Annotated in this window: 25 protein-coding genes and 2 riboswitches; of the genes, 8 read left to right on the forward strand and 17 right to left on the reverse strand. The window is 61.9% G+C overall.

The features are described from left to right. The first annotated feature begins 4 nt into the window (after nucleotides 1-4). From KKY_RS02425 to KKY_RS02455, 7 genes are all read left to right on the forward strand, one after another. Nucleotides 5-496, forward strand: coding sequence for a peroxiredoxin (locus KKY_RS02425; protein WP_014129698.1), 492 nt, complete (start codon nucleotides 5-7; stop codon nucleotides 494-496). Nucleotides 497-518: 22 nt separating this feature from the next. Continuing rightward, on the forward strand, nucleotides 519-1,079 hold the full coding sequence (locus KKY_RS02430; RefSeq protein WP_014129699.1) for a hypothetical protein: 561 nt from the start codon (nucleotides 519-521) through the stop codon (nucleotides 1,077-1,079). Between the two features lie 34 nt (nucleotides 1,080-1,113). Beyond that, a riboswitch (glycine riboswitch) is annotated at nucleotides 1,114-1,209 on the forward strand. A gap of 85 nt (nucleotides 1,210-1,294) precedes the next feature. Continuing rightward, a riboswitch (glycine riboswitch) is annotated at nucleotides 1,295-1,407 on the forward strand. A 67-nt stretch (nucleotides 1,408-1,474) separates the two neighbouring features. Beyond that, on the forward strand, nucleotides 1,475-2,620 hold the full coding sequence (gcvT, locus tag KKY_RS02435; RefSeq protein WP_014129700.1) for a glycine cleavage system aminomethyltransferase GcvT: 1,146 nt from the start codon (nucleotides 1,475-1,477) through the stop codon (nucleotides 2,618-2,620). Between the two features lie 17 nt (nucleotides 2,621-2,637). Further along, nucleotides 2,638-3,003 (forward strand): glycine cleavage system protein GcvH, encoded by a 366-nt coding sequence (gene gcvH, locus KKY_RS02440; protein WP_014129701.1) that lies wholly within the window; start codon nucleotides 2,638-2,640, stop codon nucleotides 3,001-3,003. Between the two features lie 26 nt (nucleotides 3,004-3,029). Continuing rightward, nucleotides 3,030-4,370 carry an aminomethyl-transferring glycine dehydrogenase subunit GcvPA gene (gene gcvPA, locus KKY_RS02445; protein WP_014129702.1) on the forward strand — a complete coding sequence of 447 codons (1,341 nt, stop codon included), beginning with the start codon at nucleotides 3,030-3,032 and terminating at the stop codon, nucleotides 4,368-4,370. Next, nucleotides 4,367-5,926 carry an aminomethyl-transferring glycine dehydrogenase subunit GcvPB gene (gene gcvPB / locus KKY_RS02450; protein ID WP_014129703.1) on the forward strand — a complete coding sequence of 520 codons (1,560 nt, stop codon included), beginning with the start codon at nucleotides 4,367-4,369 and terminating at the stop codon, nucleotides 5,924-5,926. The genes gcvPA and gcvPB overlap by 4 nt, the downstream gene beginning before the upstream one ends. Nucleotides 5,927-6,022: 96 nt before the next feature. Beyond that, a complete protein-coding gene (locus KKY_RS02455; RefSeq protein WP_041528530.1) occupies nucleotides 6,023-7,072 on the forward strand; it encodes a DUF2332 domain-containing protein in 1,050 nt (349 codons plus the stop codon). Between the two features lie 53 nt (nucleotides 7,073-7,125). On the opposite strand, the gene KKY_RS02460 is transcribed toward KKY_RS02455, so the two are convergent. From KKY_RS02460 to KKY_RS02505, 10 genes are all read right to left on the reverse strand, one after another. Then, nucleotides 7,126-7,476: a RidA family protein gene (locus tag KKY_RS02460; protein WP_014129705.1), complete on the reverse strand. Its 351-nt coding sequence runs from the start codon at nucleotides 7,474-7,476 to the stop codon at nucleotides 7,126-7,128. A gap of 69 nt (nucleotides 7,477-7,545) precedes the next feature. Next, nucleotides 7,546-8,028 carry a F0F1 ATP synthase subunit B family protein gene (locus tag KKY_RS02465; protein WP_014129706.1) on the reverse strand — a complete coding sequence of 161 codons (483 nt, stop codon included), beginning with the start codon at nucleotides 8,026-8,028 and terminating at the stop codon, nucleotides 7,546-7,548. Nucleotides 8,029-8,034: 6 nt separating this feature from the next. Beyond that, nucleotides 8,035-8,664: a F0F1 ATP synthase subunit B gene (locus KKY_RS02470; protein ID WP_014129707.1), complete on the reverse strand. Its 630-nt coding sequence runs from the start codon at nucleotides 8,662-8,664 to the stop codon at nucleotides 8,035-8,037. A gap of 104 nt (nucleotides 8,665-8,768) precedes the next feature. Beyond that, complete coding sequence (locus KKY_RS02475) at nucleotides 8,769-8,996, reverse strand: F0F1 ATP synthase subunit C (RefSeq protein ID WP_014129708.1); 228 nt, start codon at nucleotides 8,994-8,996, stop codon at nucleotides 8,769-8,771. 47 nt (nucleotides 8,997-9,043) lie between these two features. Further along, a complete protein-coding gene (locus KKY_RS02480; protein ID WP_014129709.1) occupies nucleotides 9,044-9,817 on the reverse strand; it encodes a F0F1 ATP synthase subunit A in 774 nt (257 codons plus the stop codon). Between the two features lie 25 nt (nucleotides 9,818-9,842). Next, nucleotides 9,843-10,298 carry an AtpZ/AtpI family protein gene (locus KKY_RS20785; protein ID WP_041528531.1) on the reverse strand — a complete coding sequence of 152 codons (456 nt, stop codon included), beginning with the start codon at nucleotides 10,296-10,298 and terminating at the stop codon, nucleotides 9,843-9,845. Between the two features lie 134 nt (nucleotides 10,299-10,432). Next, nucleotides 10,433-10,807, reverse strand: coding sequence for a DoxX family protein (locus KKY_RS02490; RefSeq protein ID WP_014129711.1), 375 nt, complete (start codon nucleotides 10,805-10,807; stop codon nucleotides 10,433-10,435). Next, on the reverse strand, nucleotides 10,807-14,265 hold the full coding sequence (locus KKY_RS02495; protein WP_014129712.1) for a chromosome segregation SMC family protein: 3,459 nt from the start codon (nucleotides 14,263-14,265) through the stop codon (nucleotides 10,807-10,809). The genes KKY_RS02490 and KKY_RS02495 overlap by 1 nt, the downstream gene beginning before the upstream one ends. 24 nt (nucleotides 14,266-14,289) lie before the next feature. Continuing rightward, the gene (locus KKY_RS02500) at nucleotides 14,290-14,997 is read right to left on the reverse strand and encodes a DsbA family protein (RefSeq protein WP_014129713.1); all 708 of its coding nucleotides are present in this window, start codon (nucleotides 14,995-14,997) and stop codon (nucleotides 14,290-14,292) included. 127 nt (nucleotides 14,998-15,124) lie between these two features. Continuing rightward, entirely contained in the window at nucleotides 15,125-15,628 is a 504-nt protein-coding gene (locus tag KKY_RS02505; RefSeq protein WP_014129714.1) for a DUF721 domain-containing protein, read from the reverse strand. A gap of 38 nt (nucleotides 15,629-15,666) precedes the next feature. On the opposite strand from KKY_RS02505, the gene KKY_RS02510 reads away from it, so the two are divergent. Then, on the forward strand, nucleotides 15,667-16,734 hold the full coding sequence (locus KKY_RS02510; RefSeq protein WP_014129715.1) for an A/G-specific adenine glycosylase: 1,068 nt from the start codon (nucleotides 15,667-15,669) through the stop codon (nucleotides 16,732-16,734). Between the two features lie 198 nt (nucleotides 16,735-16,932). Here the strand turns inward: KKY_RS02510 and KKY_RS02515 are convergent, their stop codons facing one another. The 7 genes from KKY_RS02515 to KKY_RS02545 form a co-directional block, all read right to left on the reverse strand. Beyond that, on the reverse strand, nucleotides 16,933-18,069 hold the full coding sequence (locus tag KKY_RS02515) for a site-specific DNA-methyltransferase (RefSeq protein WP_014129716.1): 1,137 nt from the start codon (nucleotides 18,067-18,069) through the stop codon (nucleotides 16,933-16,935). Nucleotides 18,070-18,163: 94 nt separating this feature from the next. Continuing rightward, on the reverse strand, nucleotides 18,164-18,805 hold the full coding sequence (locus tag KKY_RS02520; protein WP_014129717.1) for a ribonuclease HII: 642 nt from the start codon (nucleotides 18,803-18,805) through the stop codon (nucleotides 18,164-18,166). 41 nt (nucleotides 18,806-18,846) lie between these two features. Next, nucleotides 18,847-19,230 (reverse strand): nuclear transport factor 2 family protein, encoded by a 384-nt coding sequence (locus KKY_RS02525; RefSeq protein WP_014129718.1) that lies wholly within the window; start codon nucleotides 19,228-19,230, stop codon nucleotides 18,847-18,849. Nucleotides 19,231-19,245: 15 nt separating this feature from the next. After that, nucleotides 19,246-19,767 carry a hypothetical protein gene (locus KKY_RS19365; RefSeq protein ID WP_014129719.1) on the reverse strand — a complete coding sequence of 174 codons (522 nt, stop codon included), beginning with the start codon at nucleotides 19,765-19,767 and terminating at the stop codon, nucleotides 19,246-19,248. A 36-nt stretch (nucleotides 19,768-19,803) separates the two neighbouring features. Next, nucleotides 19,804-20,889, reverse strand: a complete 1,086-nt coding sequence (locus KKY_RS02535) for a PA0069 family radical SAM protein (RefSeq protein ID WP_041529016.1) — start codon at nucleotides 20,887-20,889, stop codon at nucleotides 19,804-19,806. A gap of 185 nt (nucleotides 20,890-21,074) precedes the next feature. Beyond that, on the reverse strand, nucleotides 21,075-21,608 hold the full coding sequence (moaB, locus tag KKY_RS02540) for a molybdenum cofactor biosynthesis protein B (protein WP_014129721.1): 534 nt from the start codon (nucleotides 21,606-21,608) through the stop codon (nucleotides 21,075-21,077). A gap of 3 nt (nucleotides 21,609-21,611) precedes the next feature. Continuing rightward, on the reverse strand, nucleotides 21,612-22,913 hold the full coding sequence (locus KKY_RS02545) for an MFS transporter (RefSeq protein WP_014129722.1): 1,302 nt from the start codon (nucleotides 22,911-22,913) through the stop codon (nucleotides 21,612-21,614). Between the last annotated feature and the right edge of the window lie 179 nt (nucleotides 22,914-23,092).

Here is a 23,092-nt window from a genome sequence, read left to right on the forward strand (position 1 = left end):
CTCCATGACAATTCAGCCCGGCCAGCCCATTGCTTCGGTGCCCGTAAAGCACGTGACCGAAGGCGGCGTTGAGGATTCGACCAGCGCCGATATTCTGGGCACCGGCACGGTGGTATTTTTCACGGTCCCCGGGGCGTTCACCCCAACCTGTCATCTCAACCACCTGCCCGGCTATCTCGCCGCCGCCGACCAGCTCAAGGCGGCCGGCGTCGACAAGATCGTTTGTGGCACCGTCAATGACCATCACGTGGTCAAGGCATGGGCCGAAGCCACCGGGGCACTTGGCACCATCGAATTTATAGCCGATGGTCTGGGCAAGCTTGCCGGTGCGCTCGGGCTTGAACGCGACTTGACGGGCGGCGGTCTCGGTGTGCGCTTCAACCGCGCCTCGCTGTTGATCCGCAACGGGAACGTTGAAATCGTAAATGTCGAGGGTGCGCCAGGCGAGGTCACAAGCTCGGGTGCGCCGGCCATGCTCGAAGCGCTCAAGGGCTAACGGATTGGGAGGGAAGGCGACTATGGTTCGCTCGGTCATGCGTATGGCGGCAGGCACGGCATTGGCCGCGCTTCTGGCCGGATGTTCGATGGGCTCGATGTTCGGCGGCAGCGACGATGCGAGCTACGCCAATATCAATGCCAGCCAGACCCAGGTCGCCCAGGCTGCAAGCGGAGCCATGCCGGCCATCGCCACGGAATGCCCCCCGATCCGCATACGCGAGGGCGCGGAATTTTACCGTACCTATGCGGGCAATCGCACGTCGGATCCCACCGCTTTGCGCTATCAGGGCGTGCTCGACCGCGTTTCGCGCAATTGCGTCGTCTCGAACGGTGTCATCACTGTTCAGATGGGCGCCGTCGGCCGCGTCATCGTCGGGCCCTCGGGCGGCGATGGAAACATCACCATGCCGCTGCGCTTTGCCGTTCAGCGCGACGGGCTGGCCGTTTTCTCCCAGCGCTATGACGTCGCCGTCGCGGCCAGTTCTTCAAGTGCCAACGAATTCAGCCAGACTGTGGAAAATGTCGCCATCCCCTATGTGGGCGGCGAGCAGATCACCATTTTCGTGGGCTTTGATAACTAGAGCGTTGACGGAGCCGGGACTTTCTTTCATGGTCCGGCCATCAGCGGGAGAGACCCTGGCCGTAAAGGCCGGGGCGCCGAAGGAGCAACCGCCCCGGAAACTCTCAGGCACAAGGGACCGCTGAGCCTGTAACAAGTCCAATGGCAGATATAGCCATTGCGCAAGTTGGCAGGCGAAAGAGGTTGGGCGCGACCTGCGCGAGCAGGCTGGGTTCCCGCCAGAACTCTGGAAAGCGGAAGCGTCAGCTTCCCACCGACGGGTGTAGCCGGGTCTTGTGGCAAGCAAGCCGCCCGGGAAATCTCTCAGGTTGACCGACAGAGGGGGCACTACGTTACGATGCATTTTCCAATGCGTCGTTGTGTGGTGCCGTCCATCGTGTAACCGGAGAGACCGATATGGCCGCAGGGGCCCAGACCGACCTACTCAAAACGGCGCTTTATGATCGGCATGTCGATGCCGGCGGCAGGATGGTCGAGTTCGGCGGCTATGCGCTGCCCGTCCAGTATGCCGGGATCGTTGCCGAGCACAATCACACGCGGGAAGCGGCCAGCCTTTTCGACGTCTCCCATATGGGGCAGGTCGTCGTAACCGGCCCCGATCACAAAACGACAATTGCGGCTCTGGAGGCACTCACGCCCGCAGATCTGGCGTCGCTCGAGCCCGGCCAGATGCGCTATACGGTGCTGCTCAATGACGAGGGCGGTATCGAGGACGATCTCATCATCACCCGCCCTGCCAAAGAGCAGGAGCCTGATGGCGTGATGTATATGGTGGTCAACGCCGCCCGCAAGCATCACGACCTCCAATTCATCCGCGCCAAGGCGACCGCCGAAGTGACGTTCGATCTGCGTGACGATCTTGCGCTCATTGCGCTGCAGGGCCCGCGCGCTGCCGAAGCGCTCGGCAAGCACTGTGAGATTACCGAAAAACTCGGCTTCATGCAGGCCGGTCCGACGGTGATCGGTGGCATCGCGGCTAACGTCTCGCGTTCGGGCTATACAGGCGAAGACGGATTTGAACTCTCGGTCGCCAATAAAGACGCGCCCGCGCTTTTCGATCTGCTGGTCGCCGATCCGCTGGTCGAACCGGCCGGGCTCGGTGCGCGCGACAGCCTGCGGCTGGAAGCTGGGCTTTGTCTCTACGGCCACGATATGACCGATACCGTCGATCCGGTTTCCGCCAGCCTTTTGTTTGCCATCGGCAAGCGCCGGCGCGCCGAAGGTGGCTTTACCGGCGCCGATGCGGTGCTTGCACGGGTCGCGTCTGGCCCCGACGATAAACGGGTGGGCATCCGTTTCGAGGGCCGCCAGCCCGTGCGCGAGGGTGCCGAACTGGTCGATGCCGGCGGCACGGTCATCGGCAAGATCACCTCGGGCACCTTTGCACCCACGGCCCAGGCTTCCATCGCCATGGGCTACGTACCCGCCGAGATCGCCAAAGAAGGCGAGCCTGTCACCGCCATGGTGCGCGGCAAGCCCATCGCCGGCACCATCGCCAAAATGCCTTTCGTTCCACAGCGCTACTATCGCAAACCGGCCTGATCCAGAGGGACCTCACAATGACCACTCGCTATACAACCGACCATGAATATGTCCGCGCCGAAGGCAAGATCGGCACAGTTGGCATTTCGAGCTTCGCCCAGGAGCAACTCGGCGACATCGTGTTTGTCGAGCTGCCCGCGGTCGGGGCCAGCTTCAAGAAGGGCGAAGAAGTTGCCGTCGTCGAATCGGTCAAGGCCGCTTCGGAAATCTACGCCCCGGTTTCCGGCACGGTGACGGAGATCAATGAGACTCTCTCCGACGAGCCGGGCCTGATCAATTCCGACCCGGCCGCTGCTGGCTGGATCTTCAAGCTCGAGCTCGCCGACGAGGCCGAGCTCGAGGGCCTCATGGACGAAGCCGCCTACGCCGATCATACAGCCTGACCTTCTCGATCCGAACCGGAGCCGCGATGCGCTATCTCCCCCATTCCGCCGCCGACCGCCAGCACATGCTGGCCGCGATCGGTGCGTCTTCCATCGATGATCTGTTCGCCGCGGTGCCCAAATCGGTGCTCGGCACGTTCAGCCCCGATCTGCCCGACCATCAGCCTGAATTCGCTGTCGAGGCGCATATGCGCGGGCTGGCGAAAGCCAATCACGCCGCAGGCGACGGCCCGTTCTTTGTTGGCGCGGGCGCCTATCGTCACCACGTTCCGGCTACTGTCGATCATCTGATCCAGCGCTCGGAATGGCTCACCGCTTACACGCCATACCAGCCGGAAATCTCCCAGGGCACGCTCCAGATGCTCTTTGAGTTCCAGACCCAGGTCGCAAACCTGACCGGCATGGATGTGGCCAACGCCTCGATGTATGACGGCTCGACAGCGACCGCCGAGGCGGTCCTGATGGCGCGCCGCATCACCAAAAAGAACAAGGTTTTCCTCTCCGGCGGCCTGCATCCACAATATCGCGACACCGTCGTTACCTACCTCTCGGGAGAGGAGGGACTGGAATGTCTTTCCCCCTCGCCCGAAGGGCAGGGCGATATTGTCGACCACATCGATGACGACACCGCCGCCATCGTCATCCAGACCCCCGATTTCTACGGCCACCTTCGCAACGTCTCGGCGCTGGCCGAAGCAGCTCATGAAAAGGGCGCGCTACTGATCGTGGTCGTCACCGAAATCGTCTCGCTGGGCCTTCTCGAAGCACCGGGCGCCCTTGGCGCCGACATAGTGGTTGCAGAGGGGCAGTCCCTGGGCAATCCGCTGACCTTTGGCGGGCCCTATGTCGGGCTTCTGGCCTGCCGTGAGAAATTCGTGCGTCAGATGCCGGGCCGCTTGTGCGGGGAAACGATCGATGCCGACGGGAAGCGCGGGTTCGTCCTCACGCTCTCGACCCGCGAACAACATATCCGCCGCGAAAAGGCGACGTCCAACATCTGCACCAATTCCGGTCTGTGCGCGCTGGCATTCACCATCCACCTCTCGCTTCTGGGCGAAAGGGGGCTGACACGGCTTGCCAAACTCAATCATTCGCGCGCTATCGCGCTTGCCGATATGCTGGAGGCCGAAGGGGTCGAGGTTCTCAATAAGACGTTCTTCAACGAAATGACCGTCCGCCTGCCGGTTCCCGCAGTCCCCGTGGTCGAGGCACTGGCAGCAAAGGGCATTCTCGCCGGGCTGCCGGTCTCGCGGCTTGAACCGGGCAAGCCCGGTGTCGAAAATCTTTTGATCCTCGCTGCGACCGAACTGACCACCGACGCCGATATCTCCGCGCTTGTCGATGCGCTGAAGGGAGAAATTGCATGAGCATGAACACCCAGGGTCGCCCCACAACACCCGGTGGCACAGGTGGCGCCGCCAATTCAGGGCCCGCCGCTCTGCTCCCGACCGAGCCTCTGCTCTTTGAGATTGGCGATCGTGATCATTCGGGCGTCGACCTCCCCGATGTCGAGGTGCCCGACGATCGGCTCGGCGGCCTGCGCCGCAAGAGCGAACTCGACCTTCCCGGTCTCACCGAGCCCGAAGCCATGCGCCATTACGTGCGCCTGTCGCGACGCAATTATTCGATCGATTCGGGCATGTACCCGCTCGGCTCGTGCACAATGAAGCACAACCCCCGGCTCAATGAAAAAATAGCGCGGCTGCCCGGTTTCGCCGATATCCATCCCCTCCAGCCCGTTTCGACGGTGCAGGGTGCGCTCGGCGTCATGGAGCAGCTTAGCCACTGGCTGATGGAACTGACCAACACCGCCGCCGTGGCGCTGTCGCCCAAGGCCGGCGCGCATGGCGAGTTGTGCGGCATGATGGCCATCAAGGCCGCCCATGAGGCAAAGGGGCAGGGGCACCGCAAGATCGTGCTTGTCCCGGAAAGTGCCCATGGCACCAATCCGGCGACGGCGGCATTCCTCGGCTATGCGGTCAAATCCATCGACGCCAATGCGCATGGGACGGTCGACGTCGAGGCCGTCAAGGCGGCGCTCACCGATGATGTCGCGGCCATCATGCTGACCAATCCCAACACCTGCGGCCTGTTTGAATCCCAGATTATCGAGATCGCCGCCGCCGTCCACGACGCAGGCGCCTATTTCTATTGCGATGGCGCCAATTTCAACGCCATCATGGGCGTGGTGCGGCCGGGCGATCTGGGCATCGACGCCATGCACATCAACCTGCACAAGACCTTTTCGACGCCTCACGGCGGCGGAGGACCGGGCGCTGGTCCGGTGGTGTTGTCTGAAGCATTGGCGCCTTTCGCGCCGGTGCCCTTCCTGCGCAGGGACGGGCAAGGGATCGAGCTTGTCGAACATGTCGAACATGTCGAAGCCGAAGCATTCGGGCGTCTGACGGCCTTCCACGGCCAGATGGGCATGTATGTGCGGGCCCTCACCTATATGCTGAGCCACGGTGCCGACGGGCTGGCGCAGGCGGCGCGCGATGCGGTACTCAATGCCAATTACCTCAAGGCCCGGCTCGAAGATCTCTTCTCGGCGCCCTTCAACGGCCAGCCGGTCATGCACGAAGCCCTGTTCGATGACGAATTCCTCAAGGGAACCGGTGTTTCCACTCTCGATTTCGCCAAGGCGATGATCGACGAGGGCTTCCATCCGATGACCATGTATTTCCCACTGGTCGTGCATGGCGCCATGCTGATCGAGCCCACGGAAAGCGAGTCGCTCCAAACCCTCGACGCCTTCGTTGCGACCATGCGCGAGTTGGCCGAAGATGCCCGGTCCGGCAATGCCGAACGCTTCACCTCGGCCCCCGTGCGGGCGCCTTTGCGCCGGCTGGACGAGACCCGTGCAGCCCGCCAGCCACGCCTGAAATGGACCGCGCCGGACGACGCCCTTCAAGCGGCGCAATAGCAATTGAGCCTTCCCGCCATCGCAGGGAAGGCAAAAACACCTTTGAACGAAACGCCAAACCCCTTAAACTTCGACGGCACTAGTCGGAGGGCGTCAATGTCGAATATGAAGTCCCACGTGCTTGAAACCTTCCGGTTTCAGGCCGAGGCCTGCCGAAGTCTGGGCTCCCCTTTCACCGCTACCCTTTGCGATCTGCTCGCCGATAGGCTGACCGAATCGTCGCGATTCGGTGCGCGAATCCTCAACTGGCCCGAATCGGCGCGCGCCGATGCCATTGCCCTGCGAGCCACCGGCGCGCTCCATGCGCTGGTCCGCTCAGGCCGGGCTCGCGACCTCGCTTCGCTCTATCCGCCGCTGGAGGCGAAATCCGATCAGCTTTGGGACGCCATTGAGACGGCTATCGAAAAGCACGACGATTTCCTGCACGATTTTCTCGACAGTCCGCCCCAGACAAACGAGGTTATGCGCTCTTCGGCTTTGCTCGGCATGGCGCTGCGGCTTGCCGAACGGCTTGAGATGCCTTTGGCGCTCTATGAGATCGGCGCCAGTGCCGGGCTGAATCTGGCTTTTGACACCTACCACTACGCACTCGGCGAAGACCGGGAGTGGGGCGAGGCCAATGCACTGGTCAATATCGAGAGTGAGTGGCGCGGCCATGTTCCCCCGCTCGAGGTGGAGCTTGAGATCGTCAGCCGGCAAGGCTGTGATCGCAACCCGCTCGACCCGCACACTCCCGAAAGCGTCGAGCGCCAGCTTGCCTATATCTGGGCCGACCAGCACAACCGCATCGGCCGCGTCTCGGCTGCTCTGTCGGCGGCGGCATCTCGCCCTTACAACGTCGAACGTGCCGATGCCGCCGACTGGGTTGAAGAAAAGCTGGCCGAAACGCCCCAGGCCGGCGTTGCCCGTGTATTTTTTCATACCATCGTCTGGCAATATCTGCCCAAGGCGACCAAAGTCCGGATCAGCGAGGCCTTCGAAGCGGCTGGCGCCAACGCCACCGCCGAAACGCCGCTGGTCTGGATGTATATGGAGGCCGAGGACCATCCCGCCGGCGCCGTGCTCAAGCAGACCGTGTGGCCCGGTGGCGAAAAGGAAACGGTCGGGCTTTCCGACTATCACGGGCGCTGGGTCGACTGGACGTAAAAAGACGGCCCGGGAGTACGTCCTGGGCCGTCTTTACCTGATTGCAGCACAGCTTAGTCGAGCGCGGCGACCGCGATAATTTCCACGCGCAGATTGGGCGAAGCCAGCCGGGCCTCATAGCAGGCGCGGGCCGGGGGATTGGCCGGATCGATCCACTTGTCGTAAACCGAGTTCATCGCCGAAAAATCGGCGATGTTGGTCAGCAGCACCTGCACCGACAGGACCTTGGACTTGCTCGACCCGGCTTCGGTCAGCAGCGCATCGATTTTTTCGAGCACCTGGGCGGTCTGGGTTTCGATGGTGGCAAATTCGTCCTTGGCCACCTGTCCGGCGAGATAGAGCGTATTGCCATGCTTGACGGCCTGGCTCATGCGCGGCCCAGAATGAAGGCGTTCTATGGTCATAAGGTTCTTTCCTTGTCCTGATACAAAAACGGGCCCCGTAGGGCCCGTGGATCGGTCGGCGAAACCGGTTCAGTTGAGCCGGTTGGCTACGTCCTTGATCGACTGGTCGACAAGCGCGCCGCCATTGTCCTTGACCTGATCGGCAAGGATAAGGCGAGCGGCTTCGATCGCCACATCGGCGGAGCGGGCGCGGACATCTGCCAGCGCCTGGGCCTCGGCCTGGGCAATCTTGTCTTCGACGGCCTTGGTGCGACGGGCGACCATGTCCTCAAGCGCGGCTTCCGCTTCGGCGGTCATGCGCTCGGCTTCTTCCTGCGCGGCGGCGACGATCTCTTCGGCTTCGCCTTCGGCGGCCTTGCGCTTGCGCTCATATTCGGCAAGCAGGGCCTGGGCTTCCTCACGCAGACGCTTGGCCTCGTCCAGATCGGCTTCGATCCTGGCGATACGGCTGTCGAGTGCCTTGGTGACGAAACCGGGGACCTTGAAATAGATCACGATCCCGAAAAAGATCAGCAGCGCGATAAAGGCCCAGAATGTGGCATCGAGTTCCATGTCGGACTACTCCTTGCTGGCCTTGGCAACCGCATCGCGGGCAGCCTTGACGGGGACCTTGCCGACGAGTTGGGCGACAACCGCCTGGGCGGTGTCCGCGGCGATTTCGTCCACATGTCCCATGGCTTCAGCCTTGGTCGTTGCAATCCGCTCTTCGGCCGATGCAACCTTTTTGGCGAGATTGGCTTCGACCTTGGACCGGGCCGTGTCGAGCTTGGTCTTGTTTTCGGCCCGGGCGGCTTCCGCGATGCTATGGGCGTTCGAACGGGCCTCGGCCAGCGCCGCTTCATAGGAAGCGATGGCCTGGTCGGTCTTCTGGCGCAGGCGCTCGGCCTCGGCCAGATCGCCTTCGATCCGGTCGCGGCGTTCTTCGAGGATTTCGCCGATCCGCGGCAGCGCCAGCTTTTTCATGACGAAATAGAGCGCGGCAAACGTGATGGCCAGCCACAAGAGCTGGGAAGGGAATGTTGTCGCATCGAACGGAGGAAACACGCCGGTGACGTGTTCTTCGCCATGCGCACCGACCACTTCGTGGGTTTCGCCGTCCGGAGACTCTTCGAGCGAAATGATGTGGTCTTCGAGTGGCTCGACGGCCTCCTCGAGAGCGGTTTCCTGTGCCTGGACCTGGCTAATCATGCGCTATCCGCCAATTGAAAAGTCTGGTGCGCCGGCAAATGCCGACACATGGCAAGGCAGCCGAAGCGTGCTCCGGCCGCCTTCATAATCTGCTGTTGCGGAAATTAGACCGCGAACAGGAGCAGAAGGGCAACCAGAAACGAGAAGATGCCCAGAGCTTCGGTCACGGCAAAGCCGAAGATCAGGTTACCCGACTGGCTGGGAGCCGCCGACGGGTTGCGCAGCGCACCCGAGAGGAAATTCCCGAAGATGTTGGCCACGCCAATGGCGGCGCCGGCCATACCGAAACATGCAATGCCTGCACCGATGTACTTTGCGGCTTCAGCTTCCATTTTGTGATCCTTTCAAAGCCTTGGAACTTAACGAGGTCTAGTGGAGATCAATGCGAAGGATGGATCGCATCGTTGAGGTACATGGAGGTCAGCACGGCAAAGACGTAAGCCTGCACGGCCGACACCATGAATTCGAGAGCTGTGAGCGCCACGCCCATGATGAGCGGCAGCACGGCACCTGCGACGCCGACGGCCCCAAGGGACGCAAGCGAAACGACAAAGCCGGTGAACACCTTGAGCGTGATGTGTCCGGCCAGCATGTTGCCGAACAGACGAACCGAGAGCGAAATCGGACGCGAGAGGAACGAGATGACCTCGATCGGCGTCACGATGGGAATGATGTAGCCCGGCACGCCCGAAGGCACGAAGAGTTTGAGGAATTTCGGACCGTTCTTGATGAACCCGTAGGCCACGACCACGGTCATCACCAGCATGGCAAGCGCGAACGTCACGATGATCTGGCTGGTGAAAGTATAGAAATAGGGGATCATGCCGAACATGTTCCCGATGAAGATGAAGGTGAACAGCGAGAACACGAAGGGGAAGAACTTCATCCCTTCCGAACCCGCGCCACTTCGCACCATGTTGGCTACGAACTCGTAGGCCATCTCGCTGGTCAGTTGCCAGCGGTTGGGAACCAGGCCGCGCCCACGCGTCGAAAGGATAAGATATGCGCAGATGGTGACAGTGGTGAGCACCATGAACAGCGAGGAATTGGTGAATGAGAGCGTAATGCCGCTCCCCTCGGTGCCGTCGCCGCCGATGGTCCCGAAGGTGAAGATGTCATAGATGACAAACTGGTGAATCGGATCGTTCGCCAAGGTCCTAAAGCCCCTATCTCGCCCTTCAGTCCACACTATCCGCATCACTCGATGCGGTCTTATCTGCATTCAGTTCTGCCACTACACGAGTGACATTCACAATTCCAGCGGCAAAGCCCACCATGAACATGATGAGCAGCGCCCATGGGCTGGTCCCTGCGAACATGTCGATCAGGTATCCGATACCCGACCCCACAAGGATAGCCGCAACAAATTCGGCGCCGATTCGCAAACCGCGTGCCAGCGTCGACATGTCGCCCTGCCGGGATGCTTGCTGGCTGCCATTGGCGGCCGCGCGCGCTTCCTGGGCCTTCCTGATCCGCGCCGCCAGTTCGGATGTTTCCGATTGACGCGGGGAATCCCCGTTTCCAGCCGGTTTGTCGTCGGGATTGGTCACTTCAAAACCACCGCTCCAGCCCAGCCGGACACCCGGCAAGAGGGTGCCTTCAAAGTCGCGCGCACCATAGTTGCGGCTCCCCAAGGTGTCAAGCTGCTCGCGTAGCCAAAAAAGAACATGAAATCAAATAGTTAAAGGATAATGAGAGGGGTGCGGCATCGCGTCAACGCTTCCATTGTGGTGACACGATGGCAGGGGTAGGGGATTCTCTACCCGCCTCAGGCGATGGCGACGAGCCCCAGCAGTCCGCCGGCGATTGCGATGTTGGACATGAAGACGCCGAACAGGGCGGAGCGCTCGGGCTCGGCCTTGTCCCAGAAATTGACGAGCATGATCGTGGCGGTCGCGGTAAAGACGATAAGGCCCAACGCCGAATACGGCACGAAAAGTCCCAGGGCCAACGTGATACCGAGCGCGACCTGATAAATCGACCCGGCAATCAGAACGGCCTTTGCCTGCGGGACGCCACGAGCCGTCATGGCACCGGCGATGGGACCGAGCGCCCAGAAATGGCGCAGCCCGCCCACGATGAACAGCGAACCCATCATCAGCCGTGCAACGATCAGCGCGGCATCGGCCAGTTGTTCGGTCATCAGCTTGCCTCGAGAAAGGTTTCTGCGGTGCGCAGGTCCACTGAAACGAGCTGGCTCACGCCGCGCTCGGGCATCGTGACCCCGAACAGCCTGTCCATACGCGCCATGGTGATGGGGTTATGGGTGATGACCACAAAGCGCGTGTCGGTGCGCTGGCGCATGGATTCAAGGAGATTGCAGAATCGCTCCACATTGGCATCGTCCAGGGGCGCATCCACCTCGTCGAGCACGCAGATCGGTGCGGGGTTGGTGAGAAACACGGCAAATATCAGGCTCATCGCGGTCAACGCCTGCTCACCGCCCGAAAGCAGCGTCATGGTCTGGGGCTTCTTGCCCGGCGGCTTGGCGATGATCTCCAGACCCGCCTGCAGCGGGTCATCGCTTTCAACGAAGGTCAGTTCGGCGGTGCCACCTCCGAACAGTGTGGTGAACAGCTCGCGGAAATGGGTGTTGACCTTCTCGAAGGCCTCGTTGAGCCGGGCGCGGCCCTCACGATTGAGGTTGGAAATGCCGGTACGCAGCTTGGCGATCGCCGCAATCAGGTCCTCGCGGTCGGTCACCATCTTGTCGAGCTTGTCCTGAACCTCCTCGGCTTCCTGCTCGGCCATCAGGTTCACGCCGCCCAGCCGCTCGCGCTCGGCCTTGAGCCGGTCGACGCGGGCCTCCGTTGCCTTTTCGTCGGGCAGGGCCGCTTCGGGCCTGATTCCGGCGGCCTCTGCCGTCTTGTCGGCGGAAATTCCAAGAGTTTCGGCGATCTGGCGCTCGATCTGCTGACGGGTGGCCATATTGCCCTTGAGCCGTTCTTCGACGCGCGCCATTTCGGCACGGGTGTCGGCCAGCCCCTCGGCAGCCAGCCGTGCGGCCTTGTCGGCCTCGCGAAACGCGCCCTGGGCTTCGTTCAATTTGTCCGACGCCCGCTTGCGGGCATATTCGGCATCCTCGATCTGGTCTTCGAGTTCGGCCCGCTTGGCATCGAAAGCATCCGGCGTGGCATTGAGTTCGGAAATCTGGGCCTCGATTTCGCCCTTTCGGCGCTCGAGCGTTTCGATCTGACTTTGCGCGCCGGCCCGCCGCCGTTGCCAGCTTTCCAGTTCCTGTCCAATTCGCGACAGCCGCGAAGTGCGCATTTGCGACGCGCTTTCAAATCCGGCCAGCCGCACCCGCGCCTGCTCTGCGGCCTCGCGCAGATTGGCCAATGCCCGCTGGCGCGTTTCGGCTTCGCGCACCGCATCGCCCTCGGCTCCGAGTTCTTCCAGGGCGGCGCGCGCTTCGTCGGCAACCGCCACAGCCTCGGCGAGGTTTTCCTCGATCCGCGCGCGGGATTCGGCGAGCGCGCCGCGCCGGGCGGTCAATTCGGCGAGATTTTTGTGTGCTGCGTCGACACCCGCCTGCGCTGCCGCGATGCCGCGCTGTGCCTCACGCCATGCCGCCCGGCGCGTGGTCTCCATTTCGCGCGTTGTCTCGACCCGGCTACGAAGATTGGCAATCGATTCCACAGCCCGGTTGCGCGTGGCACGCAGCCCGGTGATTTCGCTGTCGAGTTCGGCAAGCCGGTTGCGTTGTGACAATCTCTGCGCCGCCGCGCTCGGTGCGTCGGGTTTGGCAACGAACCCGTCCCAGCGCCACAACCCACCATCACGACTGACCAGCCGCTGTCCCGGCTTGAGCAGGGCCATCAACCGGGCGCCATCTGCCGCGTTATCGACGATGCCGATCTGGTCGAGACGCCGCTTGAGCAGATGCGTGCCCGAAACTTGACTCGAAAGCGCTGTCACGCCCTCAGGCAGCGCAGGATCGTGGGGACCGGTACTTTCCGTCCAATAAAGCGGCGCCGCGGTATCGTCCGAGGCTTCAAGGTCGTCACCGAGTGCGGCCCCCAGTGCCGTTTCCATTCCCGGCGCGACCCGCAGCGCATCGACAATCGCCGGCCACAGTGAGCCCCCATCGACATTGAGCACGCGGGCCAGCGTTTCAGCCTCGCTTTCGAGGCGATTGAGCCGGCCTTCGATATCGGCCAGTTGCGGCTGGGCCGCTTCAAGTGCGGCAACCGCCTCGCTGGCCTCGATCTCGGCGGTTTCCACTTCCGCCTCAGCAATGGCGAACGCCTCGAGAACCTCGTCGAGCCTTGCCTGACGTTCCGCAACCGTGTGGTCCGCCGCCAGGCTTTCTTCAAGCGCCGCAACATCGCGGGCGATGTCCGATTGCTGGCTTTCCAGCCGTGCAACACGCTGGCCGGCTTCCTCGGCGGCGCGGGTGGCCTGCGTGCGTTGTGCGCGTATTGCCGCAACCGCATCGGCTGCCGATCGGGCCGCGGCTTCCGCCTCGTCAAGCGCAGCGCGGGCTTCATCGGCCTGGGCGCGCGCCATTTCGCTCGCCTCGTTTTCCGCTTCCGCGGTTTCCGCCAGCTCGAGCCGCTCGCCCTCGAGCGTTTCGATCAGCCCCTCACTGTCCACGATCAGTGCCGCTTCGCGCGCGATGTCCGTATCGATCTGCTTGAGCCGGTCGTCGAGTTCGGCTCGCCGCGAATTGGCCCGCCGCAATTCGTCCTCGAGCTGGCCGCGCAAAATGGTCAGTCGCTGCAATACAGCCCCCGCCGCCGCATCGGCATCGCGCAAGGGCTGCAATTCGGCATCCATGGCCTCGACGAGTTTTTTGGCCTGGTGTTCGAGGTGGGAGGCTTCGGCCAATTGGTTGACGAGCCGTCCCTGCTGGGCTTCGGTTTCTTTCTCGGCGTAGCGCGTCTGAACCCAGCGGATATGATAGAGCGTCGCCTCGGCTCGCCTTATGTCGCCCGAAAGAGCCCGATAGCGCGTCGCCTGCCGCGCCTGGCGCTTGAGCGTTTCTAGCTGCACCTCGACCTGGGCAATGATGTCATCGACCCGTTCAAGGTTCTGTTCGGCTGCCCGCAAACGCAATTCGGCCTCGTGCCGCCGCGAATGCAATCCGGAAATTCCCGCCGCCTCTTCGAGCAACGCCCGGCGCTGGGTCGGCTTAGCCGCGATCAGTTCCCCGATCTGGCCCTGTCGTACAAGGGCAGGGGAGTGCGCGCCGGTCGACGCGTCGGCAAACATGAGCTGCACGTCGCGCGCCCGCACGTCGCGCCCGTTGATGCGATAGACCGAGCCCTGTTCGCGTTCGATGCGGCGGGAAATTTCTATCGTGTCCGCTGTGTTGAAGGCCTGCGGCGCGGTGCGGTCGGAATTGTCGAGAACGACTGTGACTTCCGCCGAATTGCGGGCCGGACGATTGCCCGAGCCCGAAAAAATCACGTCATCCATGCCCGAGGCGCGCATGGCCTTGTACGAGCTTTCGCCCATCACCCAGCGCAGCGCTTCAACGAGATTGGATTTTCCGCATCCGTTCGGTCCCACAACCCCGGTGATTCCAGGTTCGAGGACGAGTTCGACGGGATCGGTAAAGGATTTGAAGCCTAAGAGCTTGAGGCGCGAAAATTTCATTCCGCGCCTCGAAAAAGGGCGGAGTTAGAGGCGATTCTCGATTTCGGCGGAAAGCCCTGCATAGTCAGGTGTGCCCTCGAACCTGTCCCCATTGATGTAGAAAGTCGGCGTGCCCTGCAGCCCGAATTCGTTGAGCGCCTGCTCGCGGGTCGCTTCGATAGCAGCCAACATTTCCTGGTCGGTCAAGACTTCCTCGAACCTTTCCTGTGTAAAGCCGTACTGCTCGGCGATTTCGAAGATCGCCTGGCGCGGATTCTCGCTCGCCGCCCACACATTCTGGCTTTCCATATAGGCGCCGAGAATCTCGTTGTACTGCTCACCCGAGGCCTCGGCGACCATGAACACGGCAAGGTCGAGCACGTTGCGGCGGAACGGCCGGGCAATGAAACGGATGCGCCCGGTGTCGATATATTCCTCTTTCAACTGTGGTAGCGCCGTCATGTGGAAGTTGGCGCAATGGGGGCAGGTCGGCGAGACATATTCGACAACTGTAACCGTGGCATCGATCCCGCCCATCGGGCGGTCAGCCAGCGGCGGATTGTTGATTGCATCGCCATTGATCGGCTCGATCGCCGATCCGTCATAGAGCGCCACATCGCCATCCGGCTCGGCTTCGGTGACGACATTGGCGTTCACCTCGGCCTCGGCGCCAGACTCGCTGCAACCGTAAATGAGCGTGGCAAGCCCGACACTGGACCCGGCGATCAGCAGACTTCTGCGATTGAGCGACAATGGTTTGCTCCTTAATGTCTCAACAAATTATGGCGCACACTACACGGCGCGATTCCGGCGGCAAGGGGGCAGGGCGTTCACATGCCGGTGAAAACTTGCATATTTCGACCGAAAGCCGGCCCGGACACTAATTGCTGCGCTTTCCCAAGACGCCGCGGCCCAGCTTTGCCAGAGCCTCGCGCAATCCTTCATCCTCGATGCCGCCCGTCTGGGCCCTTATGCTGTCGATGGCCGCGCGTGGCAAAGTCCGGGGCGGATCGGGCTGTTGCATTCCGGCCGTCAGCGGCATGGCCGAGAGGCGGACCGATCCCACGATCAGATATCCGAAATAGCGATTGACCGCCGCTGCGATCGCCTGGCCCTCATGGCTGAGCGCCAATCCATGGCCCTCAAGGCACCGCAAATGCAGTACGGCCCCCTCCGGATCGGGCCGATCGCGGCGTGGCCAGACCAGCTTGTCGGGCAGTGAAATCTTGTCCCAGGGCGGGGGCGCAATGGTGTGCCAATGGGCGATGAGGTCGCGGCTCGCAAACCCGCGCTTCTTGAGCGCCGGATCGAGCGCGTTGCCGATCATGTCGCCCAGTTGCACTGTGCGATTGCTGCGCTTTGGCGTTGAAGATTTTCTGGCCATGCTTGCGCCAATGTCCTTTGGCTCTGTAGGTGTTCATTATGGCCCAGACCACTTCTATGCAACACTCTGAAATCGCCGCCATCGATGCGGGCGCGGTTCTGCGCTGGTATGACCGTCACGCGCGCTATCTGCCCTGGCGCGTTTCGCCCGCCGACCGGGCAAAGGGCGCAAAGCCCAATCCCTATTTCGTCTGGCTGAGCGAAATCATGCTCCAGCAGACAACAATCGCCGCCGTGCGCAAATATTTCGCGGCCTTCACGAGCCTCTGGCCCACGGTCGAGGATCTTGCCGCCGCGCCGCTCGATGATGTGCTCGTGCAATGGGCGGGGCTCGGCTATTACGCCCGCGCGCGCAATCTTCACGCCTGCGCCGTCGCTGTTGTGGCCCATCATGGTGGTGTATTTCCGAAAACGGCGTCGGCGCTGCGCGATCTGCCCGGCATAGGCGATTACACAAGCGCCGCCATCGCCGCCATCTGCCACGACGAGCAGGTGGCGGTGATCGATGGCAATGTCGATCGCGTGGTCGCCCGTTATCTTGCTCTTCCCAGCCCCGTGCGCGAGGAAAAGCCTCTCGTCCGCGCCACGGTCCAGCATTCCGTTCCCCCTCGCGCTGGCGATTTCGCGCAGGCGATGATGGACCTGGGCGCCACAATCTGCGCGCCGCGCCGCGCGAATTGCCTGTTATGTCCGCTCGAGCCCGACTGCCTGGGCACCAAAACCGGCAATCCGCTCGCCTTTCCGGTCCCGCCCAAAAAGTCCGAAAAACCCCGCCGGCATGGTCACGCCTTCATCATCCGGAATCCGAACGGCAAGGTCTTCCTTCGCCAGCGCGGGCCAAAGGGCATGCTCGCAAAAATGACCGAAACACCGGGAAGCGAATGGACGGAGACCCGCCTCGCTCCCGCCTTTCCCTTCATTAACGATTGGCACCAGGTTGGCGAGGTTCTCCACACGTTCACCCATTTCCATCTCACGCTGACCGTCTGGTCGGTAACGGCCGACACCCCTCTCGATGAGGGATGGTGGGCAGAGGAAACCAGGCTCGATGGCGAAGCCCTGCCGAGCCTGTTCCGCAAAGTGCTCAAGACTGCAGGAATTGAATAACTGCGGTCTTTCGCCGAGAGATGGTCCCGACGAGGCGTAGCCGAGGAGCCTGGGAGCGTTCGCCGCGCCGTCGCAGGCGCAACGAAGGGCATAGGGCGGTTTTAGCCCGTCATGCCCGCAGTGGTGCGCGCCGTGAGACAGAAAAAAAGCCCCCGGCAAAACCGGGGGCGAGAATGCCTGACTGATTGGAGGTCGAAATCAGGCAGAAAGCTTGTCGAGCGAAGCGCGTATGCGATCGCGAAGCGTATCGAGGGGCGCGAGTTTGCTGCCATCCTCATAGTGCCAGAAGGTCCACCCGTTGCAGGCTTCAAAGCCCTGAACGAGAGCGCCGACCCGGTGGATTGAGCCACTCTTGTCGTCGCTGACCAGTGAACCATCGACACGAACCACTGCACTATAACGCCTTGCGGCGTCGAAAAGTTTCGTGCCCGGCGCGATCAGTCCCTGCTCGATAAGCGAGCCGAACGGAATGCGCGGCGCAGCGCGCTTGGGCACAGTGGTTTCAATGGCACTGGAATCGTGCGGTTTGATGGCGGCAATGCGTTTCAAAGCCGCATTTATATAGGCGTTTTCGCGTTCGATACCGATGAAATGGCGCCCCAGTTTCTTGGCCACTGCGCCCGTCGTTCCGGTACCGAAAAATGGATCGAGCACCACATCGCCCGGCTTTGTCGTGGCCATCAGGACGCGATACAGTAGAGCCTCGGGCTTTTGGGTCGGGTGCACCTTTTCGTCATTGGCATCCCTGAGCCGTTCGCCACCCGTGCAGATGGGAAACAGCCAGTCGGACCGCATCTGGGTATCGTCGTTGGAAAGCTTAAGCGCTTCATAATTGAAGGTCGGGCGGCTTTTCTGGCTGCGCGAGGCCCAGATCAGGGTTTCATGCGCGTTGGTAAACCGCGTGCCGCGAAAATTGGGCATCGGGTTGGCCTTGCGCCACACGACGTCGTTGAGCATCCAGAAGCCCAGATCCTGCAGCGCCGCGCCCACCCGGAAAATGTTGTGATACGACCCGATCACCCATATGGCGCCGTTGGGCTTGAGAATCCGGCGGGCCGCCGCCATCCATGCGCGCGTGAACGCGTCGTAATGGGCAAAGCTCTCGAACTTGTCCCATTCGTCGTCGACCGCATCGACCTTGGACTGGTCGGGGCGGGTCAGGCCCTCTTCGAGCTGAAGGTTATAGGGCGGGTCGGCAAAGATCAGATCGACCGAGGCCTCGGGGAGCGCATTCATATGCGCGATACAGTCGCCGACCAGGATCGTGTCGATGGGGAGATGGCTTTCTTGAAGCCCCGGCGCGCGTTTCCGCGCCGCTGAACCTGTACGCAACATACTGATAACCCTAACGCAAAACTAACACGCCATTTCTACAGCGTTAGGGTTAAGCGCCGCCTAAATGTTAGGGTTAACAGGAGTTTAAGACCAGTCAGCGCCGCGCGGCAAGCACCGGCGCAAAGCTCATCCGGTGCATCTCGCACGGGCCGTGCGCGGCCAGGGCTTCAAGATGCAGCGCGGTGCCATAGCCCTTGTGCTGGCCAAAACGGTAATGGGGGAGACCGCTATCCATGACATGGCACATCCGGTCCCGCACCACTTTGGCAACGATAGAGGCCGCTGCGATCGATAGCGATTTTCCGTCTCCACCGATGACGAACTGGCCGTTGCACGAGAGACCCTCGGGAACGTCGCGCCCGTCGATCAGTGCCAGGTCGGGCCGGACGGGCAGGGCATCGAGCGCCTGGCACATGGCCCATAGCGTGGCGCCGCGAATGTTGAGCCTGTCGATCACCTCGACAGGTGCGGCACAGAAACCCACCTGCGCCGTCGCCACGATCTGGGCAAACAGCGTCTCACGCCTGTCTTCGGTGAGTTTTTTGGAATCGTTGAGCCCATCGGGGATTGCCTTTGGGTCAAGGACAACAGCAGCGGCGACCACCGGTCCTGCCAGCGGCCCGCGTCCGGCTTCATCGACCCCCGCCACGATCGCATGGCCACCGGCTAGCGCAGCTTCTTCCAACTCATAGCTGGGCGCATCGAGGACGAGCGTTTTCGAATCACCTTTGGGCATGTTTCGAACCAACCCGATTTTTCAGGTTCGATAAACCCCCTTCAATCGGTGCGTAGCGTTACCCACTGTCGCCGCCAGTCCGGAGCCTCGAAAGGCTCTGGCCAATATTCGGTGATCCTGACGATGCGGTCGTCGGCACATTCAAAGATCGAAACCGCCAGGGCTTTGACGACGCCGTCGGAGACCTCCGTCTCCGTAATGGCATGTCCGCCCGAGCCGATGACGCGTTTTACGGTAAACGTCCATTTGCCATGCGCCGGATAGTTTTCGTTGATCGCAACGAAGTCTTCCGCCGAGGCGATCACTTCACCCGATTGCGGCCAGACGATTTCGATATTGCCGGCGAAAAGCCCCGCGGCCAGCGCCCACTGGTTGGTGCCCATTCTCCACCAGAATTCCTGTGCCAGCGTCGCCGCGTCCGTCACCCGTTTTCTCCTCGCTCACCTGAAAACGCAGGATATTCCGCTCCATAACACTTCGATTTCGGCCTTTGTTCCCTGCCCGTCCGCAATGCCGAAGAGGTTCTCGCCCGCAAATTCGTACCCCAGCGTCGATTCAAAAGTCTCGACCGGCCCCGCCACCGCCTCGACATCCATCACCGGCGCGCCAACGCCCAGCCCGTTGGCAAAACTGGCCGAACTGGTGTTCGAAGCCAACCATCCGACAAAGGTTTCGTTCTGAAAATGCAGCGTCACGCCATTGCCGAACCGCGCAAAATCAATCGGGCCGGCACCGCACTCTTCCATGCGTCCGTGTTCATCGGGTTCACCCCACAGCTTCGTGGCTGATTTGACGGTATCGGTCTGGCTGGTCACATCCATGTCGATAGGAACGGACTCATCGGCCCCATTCGCCTCCAGCCCTCCAGGCGCCAGATAGAGCGTCAAGCTCTCCTGGGCCCAACCCGCCGCCATCGGCACCGTCACCACAACAACCGCGCACGCCAGTCGCTTTCCAGCCATCTCCGATGATCCTCCGATCGGGACGTTCCGATTCTATCAGAAGAGGCTCAGTTGTGCTGTGTCCTTTTGCGGATGGGCAAAGACGTCGGTGCGCAGGGGCATCGCGTCCCCCTCAAGCCCGAGCCGGGACACGGCTTTCTCGAACCGCTGCTGCATCAGCACCGCATACGGCCCTTCACCGGTAAACCGCGATCCGAACCGCGGATCGTTGTCACGCCCATCGCGATAGTCGCGCACGAGATTCATCACATGCTTGACCTTGTCCGGATAGGTCTTGAGCAGCCATTCACGGAAAATGTCGCGCACCTCACCGGGCAGCCGCAAAAGGATCATCGAGGCGGTTGTTGCCCCTTGTGCCTTGCCCGCATCGAGGATGCGTTCGAGTTCGTGGTCGTTGACGGCGGGTATCATCGGCGCCGCCATGATGCGGGTCGGGATGCCGGATTCCGACAGCAGCTTGATCGCTTCGAGCCGCCGTGACGGCGTGGACGCCCGTGGCTCCATGAAGCGCGACAACCGGTGATCCATCGAGGTCACCGAAATGCCCACCGAAACCAGTCCGAGCTTGTTGAGCTTGGTCAGAATATCGAGATCGCGCACGATCAGCGCCGATTTGGTGACGATGGTCACGGGGTGCTTGGCTTCCAGCAGCACCTTGAGCACCGAGCGCATGATCTTGTATTTGCGTTCCAGCGGCTGGTAGGGGTCTGTATTGGTGCCGATGGCGATGGGTTTCGGCTTGTAGCGCGGATTGGCCAGTTCGGCCCGCAGCAATTCGGCCGCGTTAACCTTCACATAGATGTCGCGTTCGAAATCGATCCCCGCCGAATGGCCGAGATAGGCGTGGGTCGGCCGCGCAAAGCAGTACGAACACCCGTGCTCGCATCCGCGATAGGGATTGATCGAGCGGTCGAAGCCGATATCGGGCGAGACATTTCGCGTGATGATCGATTTGGCGCGCTCGATATGCTCGCGCGTCTCGAACCCTTCCTCGGGCTCAGGCTCCCAGCCATCGGCAAACATCTCGCGCTTGTGCGCTTCGAACCGCCCGCTTTCATTGCTCGCGGCGCCACGCCCGCGCAGCTTTGGCGTTTCCAGCATGGGACGGCTCAACAGATCCATGTCGCGGGTGCCGAACAGGCGGCGCCGCGCTTCGCTGTGGCTTATATTGGGTCCTATTTCGGCCATGGCCGGTGCTCCCATCGGAAAGATAAAGGAACAAGCCGAATCGCGGCCCGTCCGTTCCATTAACCCTAGCGAAAGGAATGGAACGAAACAAGAACAAAAATTTGCATAGGAACGTGCCCTTATTCGTTCAGTCGCGGCATCACTTCGATGAAGTTGCAGGGCACGTGCCGGCTATCGAACTGGTATTTGAGGATCGCCTCCCACGCATCGCGGCAGGCCCCGCGCGATCCGGGCAGGCAGAAGACGAAGGTGGTGCCGATGAGCCCCGCAGTTGCCCGCGACTGGATGGTCGAGGTGCCAATGGTCGTGGCAGAATACTGGTGAAACAGTACGGAAAATCCGTCCATTCGCTTGTCGAACAGCGGCTCGACAGCCTCCGGCGTCACGTCACGGCCCGAAAAGCCCGTGCCTCCGGTCGTCAACACCACATCGATGCCGTCCTCCTTGACCCAGGCGCCGACCTGACCGGCGATTGCTTCCCTGTCGTCCTTGACCACGGCCCGCTCGAATACGCGATGCCCAGCCCCCTCGATCAGGTCCTTGAGCAGCGCCCCCGACGTATCGGTTTCAAGTGTTCGCGTGTCCGAAACCGCCAGAATGGCAAAGGTCACCGGCACAAAAGGATGGCTGTCGTCGATCTTGTAGGGAAACATCGTTCAACCTTGTTGCGGTTCGGGGCGGTCGGCCGGGGGCGTCTCGCCGGTGTCTTCGTCGATTTCGTAGCCGTTTTCTTCGGACCGCGGATCGAGATTGAGCGTTTCGCCCGTCACCAGCCGTTCGGACGGCATGGGCTGGAACGGTGCGCGATCCTCCGCCGGCGTCGCTTCGCGGGCCTGCATGCGGAAATATGCCGCCGCCGCCAGTGCGCCGTGAAAAACCACTGGAATGACGAACATCGCGACCGGACCGAGCCACTGCATGGTCATGGACGCAGCGATCGGCCCAAGCATCTGCCCTGAGCCCAATATCAGGAGCATGCCCGAAGCGACCTTTGCGAAACTTCCCTCGTCGGCAAAGTCGTTCGCGTGCGCCACGGCGATGGCGTAGAGCGAGTAGGCAGCCAGCCCGTATAGCGCGAACAACACATAAAGCAGCGCGTTCTCGTCCGGGTTGAACAGGACGGTAAGGGTGCCCGCTACGGCCCCGATGATGGCCACGCCCATCATCACCTTGCGCCGGTCGATCCTGTCCGAAAGGCGCCCCAGCGGCACCTGCGCAATCGCGCCCGCCACGATGGCAAGGCTCATCAGATACGCCACCGTTGCCGTCGAAAACCCGCGCTCGATGCCATAGACCGGTGCCAGCGTGCCGAATGCGCCATTGGCCATGCCGACCGAAAAGGCGGCGACGACCGCAATGGGCGAGGTCTTGTAGAGCAGCCCCACATCCAGGCTCACCGCCTGCAGCGGCGCCGGCTGAGGCGTACGAGTCACTGCCGTCGGCAGCACGGCGCCGATATAGGCGATGGCCGCAAGCACGAACGGGATATATCCGGCAACCCCTGTGGCCGCGATAATCATCTGCCCGGCGGTGGAGGCGAAAAGCGTTACGCTCACATAGATCGAAAACGTCGTGCCCCGGCTTTCATTGTCCGACACCTCGTTGAGCCAGCTTTCCACCACCATGGCCGCTCCGGCAAAGCAGAAGCCCGAAAAGATACGCAGGAAAATCCAGGCGCCGTCATGCACGAAAATCAGGTTGAGCAGGATTGTCATGCAGGCGATGGCCGCCATCACCGCATAGGCGCGGATATGGCCCACCCGTCGCACGAGATGGGGGACCGAAATCGAGCCGGAAATGAACCCTATGGACCAGCCTGTCCCGATCAGGCCCAGCGCCAACAGCGAAAATCCTTCTTCCGCCCCGCGCACGGGCAAAATAAGCCCATGCATCCCCCCAGCTATCATCAGCAGGGCGGACGACATCAAAAGAGCGGAGATCTTCACCACTTGCGACATATGGGACCTTGAATGGTTCTCTTGTTTGAGGGGCAGGTTAGCGTGTTCGTCGGGGCGTGCCTACCGCGCAAACGTGACCGCATTGCAATTCGTTTCGGCCCGGGCCGAAAAATTGTTCCCCTGCTTGTCAGGTTCGGGAAAGGGGGCTAGCTGATAGGAACAGCCTTCCTGCCCGCGCG

This window comes from Pelagibacterium halotolerans B2 (assembly GCF_000230555.1).
GTDB lineage: Bacteria > Pseudomonadota > Alphaproteobacteria > Rhizobiales > Devosiaceae > Pelagibacterium > Pelagibacterium halotolerans.

What these genes read in the sequence shown, in the direction of transcription:
- KKY_RS02425 (WP_014129698.1), top strand. Translation starts at nt 5, where the DNA reads ATGACAATTCAGCCCGGCCAGCCCATTGCTTCGGTGCCCGTAAAGCAC.
- KKY_RS02430 (WP_014129699.1), top strand. Translation starts at nt 519, where the DNA reads ATGGTTCGCTCGGTCATGCGTATGGCGGCAGGCACGGCATTGGCCGCG.
- gcvT (WP_014129700.1), top strand. Translation starts at nt 1,475, where the DNA reads ATGGCCGCAGGGGCCCAGACCGACCTACTCAAAACGGCGCTTTATGAT.
- gcvH (WP_014129701.1), top strand. Translation starts at nt 2,638, where the DNA reads ATGACCACTCGCTATACAACCGACCATGAATATGTCCGCGCCGAAGGC.
- gcvPA (WP_014129702.1), top strand. Translation starts at nt 3,030, where the DNA reads ATGCGCTATCTCCCCCATTCCGCCGCCGACCGCCAGCACATGCTGGCC.
- gcvPB (WP_014129703.1), top strand. Translation starts at nt 4,367, where the DNA reads ATGAGCATGAACACCCAGGGTCGCCCCACAACACCCGGTGGCACAGGT.
- KKY_RS02455 (WP_041528530.1), top strand. Translation starts at nt 6,023, where the DNA reads ATGTCGAATATGAAGTCCCACGTGCTTGAAACCTTCCGGTTTCAGGCC.
- KKY_RS02460 (WP_014129705.1), bottom strand. Translation starts at nt 7,476, where the DNA reads ATGACCATAGAACGCCTTCATTCTGGGCCGCGCATGAGCCAGGCCGTC.
- KKY_RS02465 (WP_014129706.1), bottom strand. Translation starts at nt 8,028, where the DNA reads ATGGAACTCGATGCCACATTCTGGGCCTTTATCGCGCTGCTGATCTTT.
- KKY_RS02470 (WP_014129707.1), bottom strand. Translation starts at nt 8,664, where the DNA reads ATGATTAGCCAGGTCCAGGCACAGGAAACCGCTCTCGAGGAGGCCGTC.
- KKY_RS02475 (WP_014129708.1), bottom strand. Translation starts at nt 8,996, where the DNA reads ATGGAAGCTGAAGCCGCAAAGTACATCGGTGCAGGCATTGCATGTTTC.
- KKY_RS02490 (WP_014129711.1), bottom strand. Translation starts at nt 10,807, where the DNA reads ATGACCGAACAACTGGCCGATGCCGCGCTGATCGTTGCACGGCTGATG.
- KKY_RS02495 (WP_014129712.1), bottom strand. Translation starts at nt 14,265, where the DNA reads ATGAAATTTTCGCGCCTCAAGCTCTTAGGCTTCAAATCCTTTACCGAT.
- KKY_RS02505 (WP_014129714.1), bottom strand. Translation starts at nt 15,628, where the DNA reads ATGGCCAGAAAATCTTCAACGCCAAAGCGCAGCAATCGCACAGTGCAA.
- KKY_RS02510 (WP_014129715.1), top strand. Translation starts at nt 15,667, where the DNA reads ATGGCCCAGACCACTTCTATGCAACACTCTGAAATCGCCGCCATCGAT.
- KKY_RS02515 (WP_014129716.1), bottom strand. Translation starts at nt 18,069, where the DNA reads ATGTTGCGTACAGGTTCAGCGGCGCGGAAACGCGCGCCGGGGCTTCAA.
- KKY_RS02520 (WP_014129717.1), bottom strand. Translation starts at nt 18,805, where the DNA reads ATGCCCAAAGGTGATTCGAAAACGCTCGTCCTCGATGCGCCCAGCTAT.
- KKY_RS19365 (WP_014129719.1), bottom strand. Translation starts at nt 19,767, where the DNA reads ATGGCTGGAAAGCGACTGGCGTGCGCGGTTGTTGTGGTGACGGTGCCG.
- KKY_RS02535 (WP_041529016.1), bottom strand. Translation starts at nt 20,889, where the DNA reads ATGGATCTGTTGAGCCGTCCCATGCTGGAAACGCCAAAGCTGCGCGGG.
- moaB (WP_014129721.1), bottom strand. Translation starts at nt 21,608, where the DNA reads ATGTTTCCCTACAAGATCGACGACAGCCATCCTTTTGTGCCGGTGACC.
- KKY_RS02545 (WP_014129722.1), bottom strand. Translation starts at nt 22,913, where the DNA reads ATGTCGCAAGTGGTGAAGATCTCCGCTCTTTTGATGTCGTCCGCCCTG.